The 19,517-nt window shown below is 58.9% G+C and carries 14 protein-coding genes; 9 read left to right on the plus strand and 5 right to left on the minus strand.

All coding sequences use genetic code 11. The features are described from left to right. Positions 1 to 580: 580 nt before the first annotated feature. The 6 genes from fadB to AC1MDT_RS01895 all read left to right on the plus strand — a co-directional run bounded on the left by fadB (position 581) and on the right by AC1MDT_RS01895 (position 8,123). Entirely contained in the window at positions 581 to 2,728 is a 2,148-nt protein-coding gene (fadB, locus tag AC1MDT_RS01870; protein ID WP_480420433.1) for a fatty acid oxidation complex subunit alpha FadB, read from the plus strand. A gap of 29 nt (positions 2,729 to 2,757) precedes the next feature. Continuing rightward, positions 2,758 to 3,933 (plus strand): acetyl-CoA C-acyltransferase FadA, encoded by a 1,176-nt coding sequence (gene fadA / locus AC1MDT_RS01875; RefSeq protein ID WP_201118219.1) that lies wholly within the window; start codon positions 2,758 to 2,760, stop codon positions 3,931 to 3,933. An 87-nt stretch (positions 3,934 to 4,020) separates the two neighbouring features. After that, on the plus strand, positions 4,021 to 4,257 hold the full coding sequence (locus tag AC1MDT_RS01880) for a DUF1653 domain-containing protein (RefSeq protein WP_108219232.1): 237 nt from the start codon (positions 4,021 to 4,023) through the stop codon (positions 4,255 to 4,257). Between the two features lie 114 nt (positions 4,258 to 4,371). Continuing rightward, positions 4,372 to 7,005 carry a type I DNA topoisomerase gene (topA, locus tag AC1MDT_RS01885; RefSeq protein WP_480420434.1) on the plus strand — a complete coding sequence of 878 codons (2,634 nt, stop codon included), beginning with the start codon at positions 4,372 to 4,374 and terminating at the stop codon, positions 7,003 to 7,005. A gap of 254 nt (positions 7,006 to 7,259) precedes the next feature. Further along, on the plus strand, positions 7,260 to 7,784 hold the full coding sequence (locus AC1MDT_RS01890) for a DUF6586 family protein (protein WP_480420435.1): 525 nt from the start codon (positions 7,260 to 7,262) through the stop codon (positions 7,782 to 7,784). A gap of 105 nt (positions 7,785 to 7,889) precedes the next feature. Beyond that, entirely contained in the window at positions 7,890 to 8,123 is a 234-nt protein-coding gene (locus AC1MDT_RS01895; protein ID WP_414906490.1) for a hypothetical protein, read from the plus strand. A 95-nt stretch (positions 8,124 to 8,218) separates the two neighbouring features. Here AC1MDT_RS01895 and sulA read toward each other — a convergent pair whose 3' ends face one another. Continuing rightward, positions 8,219 to 8,692 (minus strand): SOS-induced cell division inhibitor SulA, encoded by a 474-nt coding sequence (sulA, locus tag AC1MDT_RS01900; protein WP_414906491.1) that lies wholly within the window; start codon positions 8,690 to 8,692, stop codon positions 8,219 to 8,221. A 10-nt stretch (positions 8,693 to 8,702) separates the two neighbouring features. Beyond that, entirely contained in the window at positions 8,703 to 9,311 is a 609-nt protein-coding gene (gene lexA, locus AC1MDT_RS01905; RefSeq protein ID WP_092270751.1) for a transcriptional repressor LexA, read from the minus strand. Between the two features lie 230 nt (positions 9,312 to 9,541). Here lexA and AC1MDT_RS01910 point away from each other — a divergent pair, with 230 nt between their 5' ends. The 3 genes from AC1MDT_RS01910 (at position 9,542) to AC1MDT_RS01920 (ending at position 12,168) form a co-directional block, all read left to right on the plus strand. Then, positions 9,542 to 10,249, plus strand: a complete 708-nt coding sequence (locus AC1MDT_RS01910) for a TetR/AcrR family transcriptional regulator (RefSeq protein ID WP_480420436.1) — start codon at positions 9,542 to 9,544, stop codon at positions 10,247 to 10,249. A gap of 170 nt (positions 10,250 to 10,419) precedes the next feature. After that, on the plus strand, positions 10,420 to 11,418 hold the full coding sequence (gene nagZ, locus AC1MDT_RS01915; RefSeq protein WP_480422681.1) for a beta-N-acetylhexosaminidase: 999 nt from the start codon (positions 10,420 to 10,422) through the stop codon (positions 11,416 to 11,418). Between the two features lie 12 nt (positions 11,419 to 11,430). After that, positions 11,431 to 12,168: an S-methyl-5'-thioinosine phosphorylase gene (locus AC1MDT_RS01920; protein WP_480420437.1), complete on the plus strand. Its 738-nt coding sequence runs from the start codon at positions 11,431 to 11,433 to the stop codon at positions 12,166 to 12,168. Positions 12,169 to 12,301: 133 nt separating this feature from the next. Here the strand turns inward: AC1MDT_RS01920 and AC1MDT_RS01925 are convergent, their stop codons facing one another. The 3 genes from AC1MDT_RS01925 to mfd form a co-directional block, all read right to left on the minus strand. Further along, positions 12,302 to 14,995, minus strand: a complete 2,694-nt coding sequence (locus tag AC1MDT_RS01925; protein WP_480420438.1) for a DEAD/DEAH box helicase — start codon at positions 14,993 to 14,995, stop codon at positions 12,302 to 12,304. A 277-nt stretch (positions 14,996 to 15,272) separates the two neighbouring features. Further along, positions 15,273 to 15,839 carry a CsiV family protein gene (locus tag AC1MDT_RS01930; RefSeq protein WP_480420439.1) on the minus strand — a complete coding sequence of 189 codons (567 nt, stop codon included), beginning with the start codon at positions 15,837 to 15,839 and terminating at the stop codon, positions 15,273 to 15,275. Between the two features lie 10 nt (positions 15,840 to 15,849). Further along, positions 15,850 to 19,299, minus strand: coding sequence for a transcription-repair coupling factor (mfd, locus tag AC1MDT_RS01935; RefSeq protein WP_480420440.1), 3,450 nt, complete (start codon positions 19,297 to 19,299; stop codon positions 15,850 to 15,852). Positions 19,300 to 19,517 lie beyond the last annotated feature (218 nt).

Raw genomic sequence — 19,517 nt, forward strand, 5'->3', positions numbered from 1 at the left:
GGGAATCTGACACCCTGGACGTTCTCAGGCTTTTCGCGAGCAAGCTCGCTCCTACAACGGTTTGCAATTGCCGGTATCTTCGCAGGCAATAAAAAAGCCCGACATCAACATCGGGCCGGGGTTGGCCAGGCAGGCCGGTAATTCGGTGTGGGGCTGATCTTGCGCTGGGCATTCGCCAACAGCGTTGATGTTTTTTCCTGAGTGTTTCGCCAGCGTAGCCCGTTAAACAAAGGCTGCAGCGAATTAGGGCGACTTTTCTAACTATTGATTCTATGAATGGCCTCACATGCATCCGCGTGTTGTAGGGCTTCGCGGTACGGAAATGACCGGAAAGTCGCGTTTCACCCCGTATTTTGGGCGATTGACAATTGTCGGAAATTCCGTGAAGGTGACGTACCCAAATCAAACGGGCGTATGAATTGAGCGTTTGTATTTCAGACCGCTCCTACAGAATCCCGACTATCGCGTTGGCGGGTGTGTCGGGTGGATTGGCGTTAGCATCGACGCAAAGCGTCCCTGCCAAGCCATTCGCCTGCGTCCGACGTGTACTGTTCAGCTTCCATATCGTGGAGATCAGTTGATGATTTACGAAGGTAAAGCCATCACGGTTAAGGCTCTTGAAAGTGGCATCGTCGAACTGAAGTTCGACCTCAAGGGTGAGTCCGTCAACAAGTTCAACCGTCTAACCCTGAACGAACTGCGTCAGGCCGTAGACACCATCAAGGCAGATGCTTCGATCAAGGGTGTGATCGTCAGCAGTGGCAAGGACGTGTTCATCGTCGGTGCCGACATCACCGAATTTGTCGAAAACTTCAAGCTGCCTGATGCCGAGCTGGTTGCTGGCAATCTGGAAGCCAACAAGATTTTCAGCGATTTCGAAGACCTCAACGTCCCGACTGTCGCCGCGATCAACGGAATCGCCCTGGGTGGCGGTCTGGAAATGTGCCTGGCGGCGGACTACCGCGTCATGTCCACCAAGGCCAAGATCGGTCTGCCGGAAGTCAAGCTGGGTATCTACCCAGGCTTTGGCGGCACCGTGCGTTTGCCGCGCCTGATCGGTGCCGACAACGCCATCGAATGGATTGCCGCGGGTAAAGAAAACCGTCCTGAAGACGCGCTGAAGGTCGGCGCCGTGGACGCCGTGGTTGAGCCTGAGAAACTGCAGGAAGCGGCCCTTGAGCTGATCAAGCGCGCCATCTCCGGCGAGTTCGACTACAAGGCCAAGCGTCAGCCGAAACTGGAAAAGTTGAAGCTGAACGCGATCGAACAAATGATGGCGTTCGAAACCGCCAAGGGTTTCGTCGCCGGTCAGGCTGGCCCGAACTACCCGGCGCCGGTTGAAGCGATCAAGACCATTCAGAAAGCTGCGAACTTTGGCCGCGACAAGGCGCTGGAAGTCGAAGCTGCCGGTTTCGTCAAACTGGCCAAGACCTCTGCGGCGCAGAGCTTGATCGGTCTGTTCCTGAACGATCAGGAGCTGAAGAAAAAGGCCAAGGCCTACGACGAAATCGCTAAAGACGTGAAGCAGGCTGCCGTGTTGGGCGCCGGCATCATGGGCGGCGGTATCGCTTATCAGTCGGCCTCCAAAGGTACGCCGATCCTGATGAAGGACATCAACGAGCACGGTATCGAGCAGGGCCTGGCTGAAGCCGCCAAGCTGCTGGTGAGTCGCGTTGATAAAGGTCGCATGACAGCTGCAAAAATGGCTGAAGTACTTAACGGCATTCGTCCAACCCTGTCCTACGGTGATTTCGGTCACGTGGATCTGGTGGTTGAAGCGGTCGTCGAGAACCCGAAGGTCAAGCAAGCCGTTCTGGCCGAAGTGGAAGACAACGTCAAAGAGGACACTATCCTCGCGTCCAACACCTCGACCATTTCCATCACCTTGCTGGCCAAAGCCCTCAAGCGTCCGGAAAACTTCGTCGGCATGCACTTCTTCAACCCGGTGCACATGATGCCGCTGGTTGAAGTCATTCGTGGTGAGAAGTCCAGCGAGCTGGCCGTTGCCACCACCGTTGCCTACGCCAAGAAAATGGGCAAGAACCCGATCGTCGTCAACGACTGCCCGGGCTTCCTGGTCAACCGCGTGCTGTTCCCGTACTTCGGCGGTTTCGCCAAATTGGTCAGCGCCGGTGTGGACTTCGTCCGTATCGACAAGGTCATGGAAAAATTCGGCTGGCCAATGGGCCCGGCGTACCTGATGGACGTGGTCGGCATCGACACCGGTCACCACGGTCGTGACGTAATGGCTGAAGGCTTCCCGGACCGCATGAAAGACGACCGTCGTACGGCAATTGACGTGCTTTACGAAGCCAAGCGCCTGGGCCAGAAGAACGGCAAAGGCTTCTATGCCTACGAGACCGACAAGCGCGGCAAGCAGAAGAAAGTTGCCGATCCGTCGGTGCTGGAAGTGCTCAAGCCGATCGTTTACGAGCAGCGCGAAGTCACTGACGAAGACATCATCAACTGGATGATGATCCCGCTTTGCCTGGAAACCGTGCGTTGCCTGGAAGACGGCATTGTCGAAACCGCCGCCGAAGCCGACATGGGTCTGGTCTACGGCATTGGTTTCCCTCCATTCCGTGGCGGTGCGCTGCGTTACATCGATTCGATCGGTGTTGCAGAGTTCGTTGCCCTGGCTGACCAGTACGCTGATTTGGGCGCGCTGTACCACCCGACCGCGAAGCTGCGTGAAATGGCCCAGAACGGCCAGAGCTTCTTCGGTTAAGCGCCCCCAACTAGAGTGAGAGTGAACTTATGAGCTTGAATCCTAGAGACGTCGTGATTGTCGACTTCGGTCGTACTCCGATGGGCCGCTCCAAGGGCGGCATGCACCGCAACACCCGCGCTGAAGACATGTCGGCGCACCTGATCAGCAAATTGCTGGAACGCAACGTCAAGGTTGACCCGAGCGAAGTCGAAGACGTGATCTGGGGCTGTGTAAACCAGACCCTGGAACAGGGCTGGAACATCGCTCGCATGGCGTCCCTGATGACTCAGATCCCGCACACTGCCGCCGGCCAGACCGTCAGCCGTCTGTGTGGCTCGTCGATGAGTGCCCTGCACACTGCCGCGCAAGCGATCATGACCGGCAACGGTGACGTATTCGTGGTGGGCGGCGTCGAGCATATGGGCCACGTGAGCATGATGCACGGTGTCGATCCAAACCCGCACATGTCGCTGTACGCGGCGAAAGCCTCGGGCATGATGGGCCTGACTGCTGAAATGCTGGGCAAAATGCACGGCATCACTCGCGAACAACAGGACGCTTTCGGCGTGCGCTCCCACCAGCTTGCTCACAAGGCGACTGTGGAAGGCAAGTTCAAAGACGAAATTATCCCGATGCAGGGCTACGACGAGAACGGTTTCCTGAAACTGTTCGACTACGACGAAACCATTCGTCCGGAAACCACCCTGGAAAGCCTGGCGGCATTGAAGCCAGCGTTTAACCCGAAGGGCGGTACCGTGACAGCCGGTACTTCGTCGCAGATCACTGACGGTGCTTCGTGCATGATCGTGATGTCGGCGCAGCGTGCACAGGACCTGGGCATTCAGCCTATGGCGGTGATTCGTTCGATGGCAGTGGCAGGTGTGGATCCGGCAATCATGGGCTATGGTCCAGTACCGGCCACACAAAAAGCACTGAAGCGCGCGGGTCTTGGCATTAACGATATCGACTTCTTCGAGCTCAACGAAGCTTTCGCTGCACAGGCCCTGCCGGTGCTGAAAGATCTGAAAGTACTCGACAAGATGAACGAGAAGGTTAACCTGCACGGCGGCGCGATCGCCCTGGGTCACCCATTCGGTTGCTCCGGTGCGCGAATCTCCGGCACTTTGCTGAACGTGATGAAGCAAAATGGCGGTACCTTCGGGGTAGCCACCATGTGCATTGGTCTCGGCCAAGGCATCTCCACCGTCTTCGAACGCGTTTAAGCGTTCCGTTGATGGAAGCCGGGGCCAAGTGCCCCGGTTTTTGTTTTTCTGAATTTTTTTATTTTTTATTTGTGTGAGGGCCAAATCATGCCGATACAACCTGGGCTCTATCAACATTACAAAGGTCCGCAGTACCGCGTATTCAGTGTTGCGCGGCATTCGGAAACCGAAGAAGAAGTGGTCTTCTACCAAGCCCTGTATGGCGATTACGGCTTTTGGGTGCGTCCCTTGAGCATGTTCCTGGAGTCGGTCGAGGTTGACGGCGAACAGGTGCCACGCTTTGCTTTGGTGCAAGCCGAACCGAGTCTTTTTACCCAGCCATAAGCTGAGTGCGCGCCGAACCCTGCGCTTGACCTCACCTTGTAGCCACTATATATAGCGGTGCCGCGTCAGGCGCCAACCGCCTTTCACTTCTAGAATTCAGGAATTTTCTGATCCATGGGCAAATCGCTGGTCATTGTGGAATCCCCGGCTAAGGCCAAGACCATCAACAAGTATCTGGGTAACCAATACGTGGTGAAGTCGAGTATCGGCCATATCCGAGACCTGCCCACCAGCGGTTCGGCTAGCGCCAGCAAAGAGCCAGCCGCCAAGCGCGGCAAGGCTGCCGCGGGTGAAGGTCCGGTGCTCACGCCGAAAGAGAAGGCGCGCAAGCAACTGGTCTCGCGCATGGGTGTCGATCCCGATCATGGCTGGAAAGCCAAGTACGAGATCCTCCCGGGCAAGGAAAAGGTCATCGAAGAGCTGCGCCGGCTCGCCAAAGATGCTGACACCATCTATCTCGCAACCGACTTGGATCGCGAGGGGGAAGCCATTGCCTGGCACCTGCGCGAAGCCATTGGGGGTGACGACAGCCGCTACAAGCGCGTGGTGTTCAACGAAATTACCAAGAAGGCGATTCAAGAAGCCTTCTCCAAACCCGGCGAGCTGGACATCGACCGTGTAAACGCCCAGCAGGCGCGTCGCTTCCTCGACCGCGTGGTGGGTTACATGGTTTCGCCGCTGCTGTGGGCCAAGATCGCCCGTGGCCTTTCCGCTGGTCGCGTGCAATCGGTTGCCGTGAAGCTGGTGGTCGAGCGCGAGCGCGAAATTCGTGCTTTCAACCCGGAAGAATACTGGGAAGTTCACGCCGACCTCGGCAGCGCCAAGGGCGCCACCGTGCGCTTCGACGTGGCTCGTGAGAAAGGCGAAGCCTTCAAGCCGCTGAACGAAGCCCAGGCCATGGCCGCGCTGGAGAAGCTCAAGGCATCCAGCTACAGCATCGTCAAGCGCGAAGACAAACCGACCAGCAGCAAGCCGTCGGCACCGTTCATTACTTCCACGTTGCAACAGGCCGCGAGTAACCGCCTGGGCTTCGGCGTGAAGAAAACCATGATGATGGCCCAGCGTTTGTATGAAGCCGGCTACATCACCTATATGCGTACCGACTCCACCAACCTCTCGGTTGACGCCGTGGCGATGGCGCGTACTTACATCGAAGGCGAGTTCGGCAAGAAGTACCTGCCGGAAACCCCGAACGTCTACAGCAGCAAGGAAGGCGCACAAGAGGCTCACGAAGCGATTCGTCCGTCCGACGCCAACACAGAGCCAAGCAAGCTGTCCGGCATGGAGCGCGATGCAGAGCGGCTCTACGAGCTGATCTGGCGCCAGTTCCTGGCTTGCCAGATGCTGCCAGCCCAATACCTGTCGACCACGGTCACCGTCGGTGCCGGCGACTTCGAATTGCGCGCCAAGGGCCGCATCCTGAAGTTCGACGGTTACACCCGCGTCATGCCGCAAATCACTAAGCCAGGCGACGACGATGTGCTGCCGGACATGGCCCAGGGCGACGCGATGAAGCTGATCAAGCTTGATCCGACCCAGCACTTTACCAAGCCGCCGGCGCGTTACTCGGAAGCCAGCCTCGTCAAGGAAATGGAAAAGCGCGGTATTGGTCGTCCTTCGACCTACGCTGCGATCATTTCGACCATCCAGGATCGCGGCTACGTGGCGCTGCATAACCGTCGTTTCTATTCGGAAAAGATGGGCGACATCGTCACCGAGCGCCTGGCCGAGAGCTTCTCCAACCTGATGGACTACGGCTTCACTGCCGGCATGGAAGAGAACCTCGATGACGTGGCCCAGGGCGAGCGCGACTGGAAAAACGTGCTGGACGAGTTCTACGGCGACTTCAAGAAGAAGCTGGAAGTAGCCGAAAGCGCCGAAGGCGGCATGCGCGCCAACCAGCCGGTGATGACTGACATTCCGTGCGTGGTGTGCGGTCGGCCGATGCAGATTCGCACTGCATCGACCGGCGTATTCCTCGGCTGCTCGGGCTATAGCCTGCCGCCGAAAGAACGCTGCAAGGCCACCGTTAACCTGGTGCCGGGCGATGAAATCGCCGCGGACGATGAGGGTGAGTCTGAATCGCTGGTGCTGCGTGGCAAGCACCGTTGCCCGATTTGCAGCACCGCGATGGACGCTTACCTGCTCGACGAGAAGCGCAAGCTGCACATTTGCGGTAACAATCCGGATTGCTCGGGTTACGAGATCGAAGAGGGCACCTATCGTATCAAGGGCTATGAAGGTCCGAGCCTGGAGTGCGACAAGTGCGGCAGCGAGATGCAACTCAAGACCGGCCGTTTCGGCAAGTTCTTCGGTTGCACCAACGCGACCTGCAAGAACACTCGCAAACTGCTGAAAAGCGGTGATGCGGCGCCGCCGAAAATGGACCCGGTGAAGATGCCTGAGCTGAAATGCGAAAAGGTCAACGACACCTACATCCTGCGCGACGGGGCTTCCGGCCTGTTCCTGGCGGCCAGCCAGTTCCCGAAAAACCGCGAGACCCGTGCTCCTTTGGTCATGGAAATTGTGCCGCACAAGGACGAGATCGATCCGAAGTACCACTTCCTCTGCGAAGCGCCGAAGAAAGATCCGGACGGCCTCCCGGCGGTGATCCGTTACAGCCGCAAGACCAAAGAGCAATACGTGCAGACAGAAGTCGAGGGCAAACCGACGGGCTGGAAGGCGTATTACGACGGCGGCAAGTGGACGGTGGAAGACAAACGCCCAGCGAAGGCTGCCAAGGCTTAAAGAGCTTTACTGTAGGAGCGAGCTTGCTCGCGAAGAACCTGAGGGCGGCGTTTGCATCCAGATAGCACGCGTCATCGTTAACGTCCTTCGCGAGCAAGCTCGCTCCTACAGCAAGCGTCCTCGCTACGAAAGGCCGCATGACAACCTTCGGGTTTTCATGCGGCCTTTTTGTTTTGGGCTTGCGGGAAGCGGAGGTGATCCACGACACTGTCTTATCTGTGTGAAGCACCTATTTCGTAGTGGAGGCTGCCGTCATGGCCTACGAACTCTATACCCGTACCAACCAGAAGCTTTATTTCGCCGGCCTGTCGCTGGAGGCGCTCGCCAAAGCCGAAGAGGGACGGGCGATGAACTCTCTGGCGTTGATTCAGGCTGGGCGTGAATCATCGTTGTTTCACCTGTACGGTGCGTTGCTGGGGCTATGCCATGAAATTGCCGGCTTCTATCGCTTGCCTCAGGCCAGCGCGCCTCGGGCCGAGATGCTGCTGACCCGCGAGGTGCTGGAAGCCATCGCCATTCCCGAAATGGCCGAGATGGTCGAATTGGCTAACAATCCGGAAACCTGGCTGGCCAAACTGTTGGTGGCCCATGCCGCACTGTTTCAGCCGCCTCGCGCTCCACACAAACCCAAGGGTGACGTGACACAGCCGCTGATTCTGGCCGTTAACCTGGATGAGGAAGAGGCCACTGAGGAGTTGAGCCGGAGCGAGCTGGAGAGTTGGCGTCAGAATCTGAAAGGGTTGGCGATTCGGTTTCGCGAAGGCCTGAACGAGTGCTGATTGCGGTCATCCAGTGGTGTGATTAAGAACGCTGCTGGTCAAGATCCCGAGCGAAGCCTGAGCGATGCCTATATAATCCCCGCCTTTCGTGGAGAACAGACCTTTATGCCAACGTCCTTTCTAGAAATTGTCGAGTTACCAGACGGTCGTATCGAGTTGCGCAGGGCTGAGGACGAGGGTTCTCTGGTTACTTTGGATTTCTCCAAGGATGCCAAAGCGTTCCTGCAAGGCCAACACGTGGAAGTCGCCAAGGCGATGTTGAGCGTCGGTGTACAGATGGCGGGACGTCTGGTGGAAGGCGAATTCAACACGGAAGAAGGTGCGCGGGTTCTTCATTGACCCCCGTCCGTCGGTTTCTACGGATACCGCTACAGATCGGCTTCTCTATCCTTGGAGAAGCCCTGCGCTGTTCCAGGCGCGCATTGTGTGTTCAGTTAACCCAGTCGAATATTTAAGCTTTGTGCGTCCCCGGTGCGGGCGGCGCTGATCAATTGTTGCCGTGAAGTTGTGCTCAGTGGGTTGAGCCAGCTGACGACTGTATGGCTGCGGCCCAGGCGCAAGGCTTCGCAAGTCAATTGCTGGGCGCTTTGAGTGCCGCGCGGTTGCAGCAGCAAGATGCCTTCGCGGTTCAGGCCGGCGTCCCGCAGCCAAGCCTGAGTCAGGCTGGCGGGCGGGGCGATCAGTGTCAGCCAGCGCGCATCCTGATCCTGGCTCAATTCCCTGAGGATCGGTGCCAGAAGGTTCAGGCAGTTCCCAGTCGCACCACGCAGTGACAGTTCACTGAAAACTTCAGGTTCGGCGCTCCAGGGCGACTCGATCACGTCTTTCAGGATAGGCGCCAACGGCTGCGCCATAAATGCCTCGAACAACGGCAGTTGGGCTTGCTGTGGTGTGTGTGGGAACTGCATAAAGCCTCCTTTAGCGGCGAATGACGCCGACGCTCAAGCCTTCGATCACCAGTTCCTGATCTTTCAGGTTCACTTCGATAGGGGCGAATTCCGGGTTTTCGGCAATCAACCAGACTTTGCTGCCATCGCGCTTGAAGCGCTTGACGGTCACTTCGTCACCGATTCGCGCCACCACGATTTGACCGTTGCGGGCTTCGCGGGTGGTGTGGACGGCCAGCAGGTCACCGTCAAAGATGCCCACGTCCTTCATGCTCATGCCATGAACCCGCAGCAGGTAATCAGCGCGAGGGTGGAAGAAGGTCGGGTTGATGTTGCAGGATTCTTCAATGTGCTGTTGGGCGAGAATCGGTGCACCGGCGGCCACTCGGCCAATGATCGGCAGGGTGGATTCGTCGGCCTTGGCTTCAAAGCCGGGGATGCGAATTCCGCGGGAGGCGCCGGGCGTCATTTCGATCGCCCCCTTGCGGGCCAGTGCCTTGAGGTGTTCTTCCGCCGCGTTGGGCGACTTGAAACCCAGTTCTTGAGCGATTTCCGCCCGGGTCGGCGGGTACCCGTTGTCATCTAGGCAGCGTTTGATGAAGGCCAGAATCTCTGCTTGGCGTGGCGTCAGCTTTAGCATATTGATCGCTCTGTCTTTTTATACAGTGACTGGGATTATATACAGTGAAAGCGTCTTGGCAATGCCCCTTTTTTTGCCTGCCGCCGGACGGTCGATCAGCCTGCTGATTTATGCTTTCCAGTTGTATGGTTAAATAGCTGACCGACCATTCCCAAAACGAACCGCCAGGCCTTGACAAGGCCAAGGCTGAAACGTATGTTTCAAACAAGTGTTTGTCAGGCGGAGTAGTCATGGCCCAGTCGGAAACCGTTGAACGTATTCTTGATGCTGCCGAGCAGCTGTTCGCGGAAAAAGGTTTCGCTGAAACCTCGTTGCGTCTGATCACCAGCAAGGCCGGTGTCAATCTGGCGGCGGTGAACTATCACTTCGGATCGAAGAAGGCGCTGATTCAGGCAGTCTTCTCGCGCTTTCTTGGACCGTTTTGCCTCAGTCTCGATAAAGAACTGGAGCGACGTCAGGCCAAGCCCGAGAACAAGCCGACACTTGAAGAACTGCTGGAAATCCTCGTCGAACAAGCCCTGGTGGTGCAGCCACGCAGCGGTAATGATCTGTCCATTTTCATGCGTTTGCTGGGGCTGGCCTTCAGTCAGAGCCAAGGTCACTTGCGTCGTTATCTGGAAGACATGTACGGCAAGGTGTTCCGTCGCTACATGATGCTTGTCAACGAAGCCGCGCCGCGTATTCCACCGATCGAGCTGTTCTGGCGCGTGCATTTCATGCTCGGTGCCGCAGCGTTCAGCATGTCCGGTATCAAGGCGTTGCGTGCGATTGCCGAGACCGATTTCGGGGTCAACACGTCCATCGAGCAAGTGATGCGACTGATGGTGCCGTTCCTGGCCGCTGGCATGCGGGCCGAAACCGGCGTCACCGATACGGTCATGGCCAGCGCGCAGTTGCGTCCGCGCAGCAAATCGACCCCGGTAGCCGCCAAGGTTTAACCGCACACGGGTGGGCGCGACAGCTTACATCCGCTAAGCTAGCCGCCCATGCCGACTCTCGTTCTGAACCCGCTCCCCATTTATAGCACCGACCTGCCGGGCACAGCCCTTGGCCGCGACCGCGTGCGAGCCGGGTTAATCGTTATCAAGGAATCTCTATGACTGCTGGCCTGCAAGGCTCGTTGATGGTGGACGTCGCCGGTACCTGGCTGACGGCCGAAGATCGCCAATTGTTGCGTCAGCCCGAAGTGGGCGGCCTGATCATTTTTGCCCGCAACATCGAACATCCACGCCAGGTGCGTGAGCTGATCGCTGCAATTCGTGCCATCCGTCCTGATCTGCTGTTGGCGGTGGACCAGGAGGGGGGGCGGGTTCAGCGCTTGCGGCAGGGCTTCGTCCGGTTGCCCGCCATGCGCGCCATCGCCGACAACCCGAATGCTGAATACCTGGCCGAGCAGTGCGGCTGGATCATGGCGACAGAGGTGCTGGCCGTCGGTCTCGACCTGAGTTTCGCCCCGGTGCTGGATCTGGATTACCAGCGCAGCGCAGTGGTCGGCACTCGTTCTTTCGAAGGTGACCCCGAGCGCGCAGCGTTGCTCGCCGGCGCCTTTATCCGCGGTATGAACAGCGCTGGCATGGCCGCCACCGGCAAGCACTTCCCGGGTCACGGCTGGGCCGAGGCGGATTCTCATGTTGCGATCCCGAATGACGAACGCAGCCTCGACGAAATCCGCTCCAAAGATCTGGTGCCGTTCGCCCGACTGAGCAAGCAACTGGCCGCCGTCATGCCCGCCCATGTCATTTACCCACAGGTCGACTCCCAACCAGCCGGCTTCTCTCGTCGCTGGCTGCAGGACATCTTGCGCGGCGAGTTGCAGTTCGACGGCGTGATTTTCAGCGACGACCTGTCCATGGCCGGTGCCCACGTGGTTGGCGATGCCGCCAGCCGAATCGAAGCGGCGCTGACGGCCGGTTGCGACATGGGCCTGGTGTGCAACGATCGCGCAGCCGCGGAGTTGGCCCTGAGCGCTGCCCAACGCCTGAAGGTGAAACCGTCCGAGCGCATTGCGCGGATGCGCGGTCAGTCGTACGCCAGCATTGAGTACCGACAAGACCCGCGCTGGCTCACCGCTATTGGCGCACTCAAAGAAGCTCAACTGATTGATTAAGGACTTTTCGTTATGACGGTTTACGCGATTATCGGTGGCACCGGTCTGACTCAACTCGAAGGCCTCGACATTCGTCAGTCGTTGGCGGTAGACACACCCTATGGCGCGCCTTCAGCCGAGTTGCAGATCGGTGAGTACGCCGGCAAGGAAGTGCTGTTCCTGGCACGTCACGGTCATCCACATCGTTTTCCGCCGCATCAAGTGAATTACCGCGCCAACCTCTGGGCGCTGAAACAGGCGGGTGCCGAAGCGATTCTGGCGGTCAACGCGGTGGGTGGGATTCATGCCGCGATGGGGACGGGCCATTTCTGCGTACCGCATCAGCTGATCGACTACACCAGCGGTCGCGACCACACCTATTTCGCCGACGACCTGGAACAGGTCACTCACATCGACTTTAGCTATCCGTACAGCGAGCTCCTGCGTCAGCAATTGATCGCGGCGTTGGCGGCTGAAGGCGTGGGCTACAGCAGTCATGGTGTGTATGCCTGCACACAAGGCCCACGGCTGGAAACCGTTGCTGAAATCGCGCGACTGGAGCGTGACGGTTGCGACATCGTTGGCATGACCGGCATGCCGGAAGCGGCATTGGCGCGTGAGCTGGAACTGGATTACGCCTGCCTGGCGCTGGTGGTGAACCCGGCGGCGGGCAAGTCGACGGCGGTGATTACCATGGCCGAGATCGAGCAGGCGTTGCATGACGGGATGGGCAAGGTGAAGTCGACGTTGGCGCGGGTGCTTAAGGGCTGAGGCAGGCTTCACACCGGGTTGACCCTTTCGCGAGCAGGCTCGCTCCCACATTAATTGTGTATTGGCAGGCAAACACAAATCCAATGTGGGAGCGAGCCTGCTCGCGAAGGCAATCTACCGGACACCGAGTACCTCAGCGCTTCTCCAGCTTATCCGGTAACGGCGCAAACAACGCCTCAATATCATCACTCTGCAATTTCCAGTCTCCGGTCTTGCGTCCATCCAGTACGCCGGCCGCCAGGTCGGACTTTTCCTTTTGCAGGTGCTGAATCTTCTCTTCCACCGTGCCGCGGGCAATCATCTTGTAGACGAACACCGGTTTTTCCTGACCAATGCGATACGCCCGGTCGGTTGCCTGGTTTTCCGTCGCGGGGTTCCACCACGGATCGTAATGAATCACCGTGTCCGCTTCAGTCAGGTTCAGCCCGACACCCCCCGCCTTCAAACTGATCAGAAAGATCTGACGCTTGCCGCTCTGAAAGTCTTTTACCGGCGCGCGTCGGTCGCGGGTTTGTCCGGTCAACAACGCATATTCAACACCGCGCTTCTTAAGTTCGATTTCGATTAACGCGAGCATTGAAGTGAACTGCGAGAACAGCAGAATCCGCCGGCCCTCTTCGAACAATTCATCCAGCATTTCCATCAGGCCATCGAGCTTGCCCGATGTGCTGCCGCGAGTCGGCAGCGCGGCCTCGTTGACCAGGCGCAAGTCGCAGCACACCTGGCGCAGTTTCAGCAACGCTTCAAGAATGATGATCTGGCTGCGGGCCACACCCTTGCGGGTGATCTCGTCGCGGACTTTCTTGTCCATGGCCAGGCGCATGGTTTCGTACACGTCGCGTTGGGCTTCATTGAGTTCGACCCAATGGATGATCTCGGTCTTCGGCGGCAGCTCGGTGGCCACTTGTTCTTTGGTGCGACGCAACAGGAAGGGTTTGATCCGGCCGTTGAGGTGCTGAAGCCTGACTTCGCTCGCACGCTTTTCGATGGGGACACGGTAATCGCGATTGAAGCTTTTCACGTCGCCGAGCCAGCCGGGCAGCAGGAAGTGAAACAGCGACCATAGCTCTCCCAGGTGGTTTTCCAGCGGCGTACCACTCAGGCACAGCCGCTGGCGGGCATTCAGCTCGCGGGCGGCCTGGGCGGCCTTGCTGTTAGGGTTCTTGATGTACTGCGCTTCATCCAGCACCAGCACGTGCAACGGCTGTGCGGCCAGACGTTCGACGTCTTTGGGCAGCAGCGCGTAGGTGGTCAGGATCAGATCGTAATCAGCCAGATTATCGAAGTGTTTTTTGCGAGTGGCACCGTACAGCGCCAGTACGTTGAGTTGCGGTGTGAAATGCGCCGCCTCATCCAGCCAGTTGGGGATCAGGCTGGTGGGCATCACCACCATGCACGGCCGATCGAGGCGTCCGGCATTCTTCTCACTGAGAATATGCGCCAGGGTTTGCAGGGTTTTACCCAGGCCCATGTCGTCCGCGAGGATCCCTCCGACTTCCAGTTGCCGCAACGATTGCATCCAGCTCAGCCCTTCCAGCTGATACGGACGCAACGTGGCGTTCAAGCCTTCCGGTGCGGCAGTGGTGAAGTCTTTAATGTCCCGCAGGCGCTGAGCGAACGTGCGGATCTGTTCGCCACCTTCCCAAAGGAGTGGCATGTCTTCCAGCGGGTTCAGGCGCGTGGCGTCAGCCTTGCTCAGGCGCAACGTGGTTTCGCCGGGCCCTTGCAAATAGAACTCGCCGAGGGTCGCCAGCACCGGTTTCAAACGGCCGAAGGGCAGGGCGACCTGTAATGGACCGTGCTCGGAGTTCGGGCGGTTGGGGATGTTCACCAGGATCAACTCGTCGTCGCGCCGTCGGGCCAGACGTTCCGGGTTGAGGATTTCGGTGTGGGAACGCATCAGGTTCAACAGGATCGGCAATAGACTCAGCCGCTCACCGTTGACGATGATCCCCAGCTCCAGGTCAAACCAGTCGCGCTCCGGAGCCTGTTCGACCGTGGCGTACCAGTCATCCACGGCGGTCAGGTCGAAACCGAATTCCTCGTCGATCTGCAGCTCCCAGCCTTGGGTGCGCAGTTTCGGCAGCTCATTGAGGGTAAAGGTCAGCCAGGCGCTGTCATTGACCATCTCGAAGAGCTCGCCGGCACTTTCCGGCAAGGCTTTGCTTTGCCGGGTGGCGATTTTGAAACCGAGAATTCGCAGCTGTTCCCTGTAGGTTTGTTCGACTTCCGGATGACGTTTTATCCGCAGTGTCTGGGTTTCCTGGCGGATCAGGATGTCGGCGTTCTTCTGCCCGGAAACGTATTCGTCCAGATAGCTGAACGACAGCGCCGCGCGATGCTGGATGTAGCGTTGCATCTTGCCGTTGCGTGGTTCGAAGGCGCTGAACTCGATGCTCGCCAGCCACAGGCGCGGCAACGGTTGCACGTTATCCACCAGCACTTGCGGCGGTGCCTTGGGGCTACGGTTTTCCAGCACGGCCTGGAGCTTTTCCAGCAGTTCGGCGTCTTGTGCTGCTGCGGGATAAGCCAGGGTTTCCTGAACTTTCAGTAGCACTGCCGCGCAATGCTTGCAGTTGCTGTGGACCGGGCAAGTGCAGTTGGCGTCGACCATCAGCAAGGTAGCTTTGGCTGACTCGCGCAGGCGAATGGTCTGACGGTAAACGTTACCGCCAGAGCCTTCGCAGGCAGCAATGATGGTGGCGTCGCCGGCCTCGACGATCCTGACGCGGTTCTCCAGCGCGTAGCGACGGCCACGCTCCAGGCTCTGCTCCTTGAATCGGCTGACCCAGGAAGGTGCCAGTGGTTTGCTCAGGGTCGGAGGCATAGGGGCGTTCTCAATTAGTTTTCCCGCCGCGTTGTCGCCTTAAAGCGGGCCAGGCAAGGCGCAGGCCGCTGGTAATGGTTGTTCCCTTGCCAAGGCCTGCAACGCAGCCTGGCCCGCTTTAAGGCACAACCCGAAGGGCCGGGCCTGCTGTTGTGCAGGGCTGCGTTGCTCGAAGCTTGTTTGGAATGACCAAACCACGCTTCTCGCGCCTTGCCCTGCACAACAGCAGACCCGGCGCGGCGTGAAAACTAGTTGAGAACGCCCCCTAGGACTTCAATCAGTCCGGAATTTCATCGGGGACCGTCCGAGGCGCAGGGACCGTCAGCGAAGTGATCTTGATCAGCAGGCCCAGGTGGCCATTGTCGAGGAAGTTCAATTGGCCGTTCTTGGTGTGGCTTTCCTGCTTCAGGCGTTCGCTGGCGGTAACCACGCCGTTGGCGTCGAACTGGTTGACCCAGAAATCGGCGTCGACGTCGGTGAAGCGTCCCAGTTTCAGGTTCAACGTACCCTCGATCGGAAATTGGCCGTATTGCTCTTTGCCCTCGCTGATCGCTACTTTGCTGGTGGCTTCACCGAGGGTCTGTTGCCAGGCCTTATGCAGCAACACGGTGTAGTCGGGGCTGGTGGTGAGTTTTTCCGCTTCGCCATTGAGGCTCGGCGTGCGCAGGCTGTTGGGGTTGATGCGCTGGGCACCGGTGGCCCAGTCTTCCGGTGCGGTGCGGCTGACGATGGCCGGCACAGCATTTTGGCGGACCAGGATCATTTCAACCTGATACAGATCATCGGCAAACACCGAGGGTGCAACCAGGGTGATCAACAAGGTCAGCGAGCGAAACAGGCGCATGCGGCGTCCTTCAAGCAGTTTTCGGAATGAGGCGCTCGAACAGCGCCTCTACAGTATTAAAGCGCTCTTCCGGGCGCTCCATCGGCACCTGGAATTTAAACATCGTGGCGCCTTCGAATTTGTAGCGTTTGGGTTGGCTCTGGATCAGCTTGATCAGCGTCAACGGGTCGACCGGGGTTTGCGCCGCGAACTCGATTCGACCCCCTTGCGGGCCGCCATCGACCTTCTTGATGCCCAGCAGCTCGGCCTGCAACTTCAGCGCGGTGATGCGCATCAGGTTCTTGGTCGGCTCCGGCAGCAGGCCGAAACGGTCGATCATCTCCACTTGCAGGTCCTTTAGGCCTTCCTCATCGGTGGCCGAGGCAATGCGCTTGTAGAGAATCAGTCGGGCATGAACGTCCGGCAGATAGTCTTCGGGAATCAACGCCGGTACGCGCAGATTGACTTCCGGACCACCGCCCAGCGGCTGATCGAGGTTCGGTTGTTCGCCCTTGCGGATCGACTTCACCGCGCGCTCGAGCATCTCCATATAGAGCGTGAAACCGACAGCCTGGATTTGTCCGCTCTGTCCGTCGCCAAGCAATTCGCCGGCGCCACGGATTTCCAGGTCGTTGGTGGCAAGCACGAAGCCTGCGCCAAGGTCCTGGGTGTTGGCGATCGCTTCCAGACGCTTTTCCGCATCCGGTGTAATTTGCTGGCGCGGCGGTGTCAGCAGGTAAGCATATGCCTGGTGGTGACTGCGACCGACACGGCCGCGCAACTGGTGCAGTTGCGCCAGGCCGAATTTGTCGGCGCGCTCGATGATGATGGTGTTGGCACTCGGCACGTCGATGCCGGTCTCGATGATGGTCGAGGCGATCAGCACATTGAAGCGCTTGTGATAGAAGTCGCTCATTACCTGTTCGAGATCACGTTCGCGCATCTGCCCGTGGCCGATGCCGATCCGCGCCTCGGGCACCAGTTCGGCGAGGTCGGCGGCGCATTTCTCGATGGTCTTCACATCGTTGTGCAGATAATAGACCTGGCCACCACGGAGCAACTCACGAAGCAGGGCCTCCTTGACCGTGCTTTTGTTTTGCTCCATGACGAATGTCCGCACCGACAGCCGACGAGCCGGCGGCGTGGCAATGATCGACAGGTCACGCATGCCCGACACCGCCATGTTAAGCGTGCGCGGAATCGGTGTGGCGGTCAGGGTCAGGATGTCGACTTCACTGCGCAGTGCCTTGAGCTGTTCCTTTTGACGGACACCAAAACGGTGCTCTTCGTCGATGATCACCAGCCCGAGGTTTTTGATCTTCACGTCGTCCTGCAACAGTTTGTGTGTGCCGATGACGATGTCGATCTTGCCTTCGGCGAGGTCCGCGACCGCCGCATTGACTTCCTTGGTCGACTTGAACCGGCTCATCACTTCCACGGTCACCGGCCAGTCGGCAAAGCGATCGCGAAAACTATTGTAGTGTTGCTGGGCGAGCAGGGTGGTCGGCACCAGAATGGCCACCTGACGACCGCCATGCACGGCAATGAACGCCGCGCGCATTGCCACTTCGGTCTTGCCGAAGCCGACGTCGCCGCAGACCAACCGGTCCATCGGTTTCGGTGCGAGCATGTCGGCGCGTACCGCTTCGATGGTGGTTTGCTGGTCCGGGGTTTCCTCAAACGGGAAGCCGGCGCTGAAGGTCGCGTAATCGGCTTTCGGGTCGGCGAAGGCATAGCCCTCGCGGGCGGCGCGGCGGGCATAGATGTCGAGCAACTCGGCGGCGACATCGCGCACTTGTTCGGCGGCTTTGCGTTTGGCTTTCTGCCAGGTCTCGGAGCCGAGGCGGTGCAGCGGGGCCAAGGCATCATCGCTGCCGGTGTAGCGGGCGATCAAATGCAGGTTGGCCACCGGCACGTAAAGCTTGGCGTTTTCAGCGTATTCGAGGGTCAGGAATTCGGCGGCCTGACTGTCGATCTCCAGAATCGTAAGACCGAGATAACGCCCGACACCGTGATCGATGTGTACCACCGGCGCGCCTTCGCGCAGTTCGGTGAGGTTCTTGATGACGGCATCGTTGTTGGCATCGGCGCGTTTTTCGCGGCGCCGACGCTGCATGACCCGCTGACCGAACAATGGACTTTCGGCAACCAGCGCCAGCGCCGGGTCGTCGAGCACCAGGCCTTCATCGAGCGGGGCGATGGTGATAGCCAGGCGTTCCTTGCTCGCGACAAAGTCCGGCCAGCTGTCGACGGTTTTCGGTCGCAACTTCAGGCGTTCGAGCAATTCCAGCAGCACTTCACGACGGCCCGCCGACTCGGCGGTAAACAGCACGCGACCGGGGAACTCGTCGAGGAAGCTCGCCAGTGCCGCCAATGGCTGAGTGGCCTTGGCTTCGATGGCCAGGTTCGGCAGCTCCCGCGCCGGGAAGCGTTCGCGACCGACGCCGGTTTCCACGTCCTGTTGACTGGCAACCACCCGTGGCCAGTTCTTCAGGCGAGCGAAGCAGTCTTCCACTGGCAGGAACAACTCGGCGGGTGGCAATAAAGGACGGGCCGGATCGACACGGCGTTCTTCGTAGCGATTGCGCACGTCGTTCCAGAAATTCTCCGCCGCCTGTTCGATGCCGGGCAGGGAAAACACTTGCGTGTCCTGGGGCAGGTAATCGAACAGCGTGGAGGTTTCGTCGAAGAACAGCGGCAGGTAGTACTCGATACCGGCCGGTGTAATCCCGCTGCTCAAATCCTGAAAGATCGGGCAACGACGGAAGTCGACATCGAAACGCTCACGGAAGCGCGCCTTGAAGCGGGTCACCGCATCTTTTTGCAGCGGAAATTCACGCGCGGGCAGCAGGCGGACGGTGTCGACTTTGTCGATGGAGCGCTGGTTTTCCGGATCGAATGTACGAAGGGTCTCGATTTCGTCGTCGAACAGGTCGATCCGGAAGGGCAATTTGCTGCCCATCGGGAAGAGGTCGATCAGCGAGCCGCGTACGGTAAATTCGCCGTGCTCGTAAACCGTATCGACGTAGCGATAGCCGCTGGCTTCAAGCCGGGTGCGCATTTGCTCGACATCGAGTTTCTGGCCGACGTCCAGCACGAGGCTGCTGCCGAGCAGGAATTTGGTTGGCGCCAGGCGATGCAGGGCCGTGGTGATCGGCACCACCAACACGCCATGACTGAGCTCCGGCAACCGATAAAGGGCCGAGATGCGCTGAGAAATGATGTCCTGGTGCGGCGAAAACAGGTCGTACGGCAAGGTTTCCCAGTCCGGGAAATGCAGCACTGGCAAATCCGGGGCGAAGAAACTCAGCTCCTGTTCCAGCCGTTCGGCGCTTTGGCTGTCGGCGGTCAGTAGCAGGGTAAAGCGCTTGGCAGCGCTGGCGGCCTCGGCGATGGCCAGGCTCAGGGCGGCACCGGGCAGGTTGCCCCAGTGCTGTTTACCTGCCGCGGCAGGGAGTATCGGTAGACGCAGAACGGGCACGGAAGGTTGAGCTCCAAGCGTTGCGACAAAGTCGGTAATTGTAGCGGCCTCGGGTGCCGCCTGTCAGTTGCAGACTGCGTCTATTACGCAGGTTGGGCGAAATGTAGTGGTAAAGACAAAAACCGGCGGTTTTTGAGCGGGAATTACCGAATATGTAGTGGCAAAACGAGTGAGTGTTACGGAGGGTTACGGACAAGGCGGCGTTGTTTTCAGAAAAA

This window comes from Pseudomonas sp. ASL7, assembly GCF_056680375.1.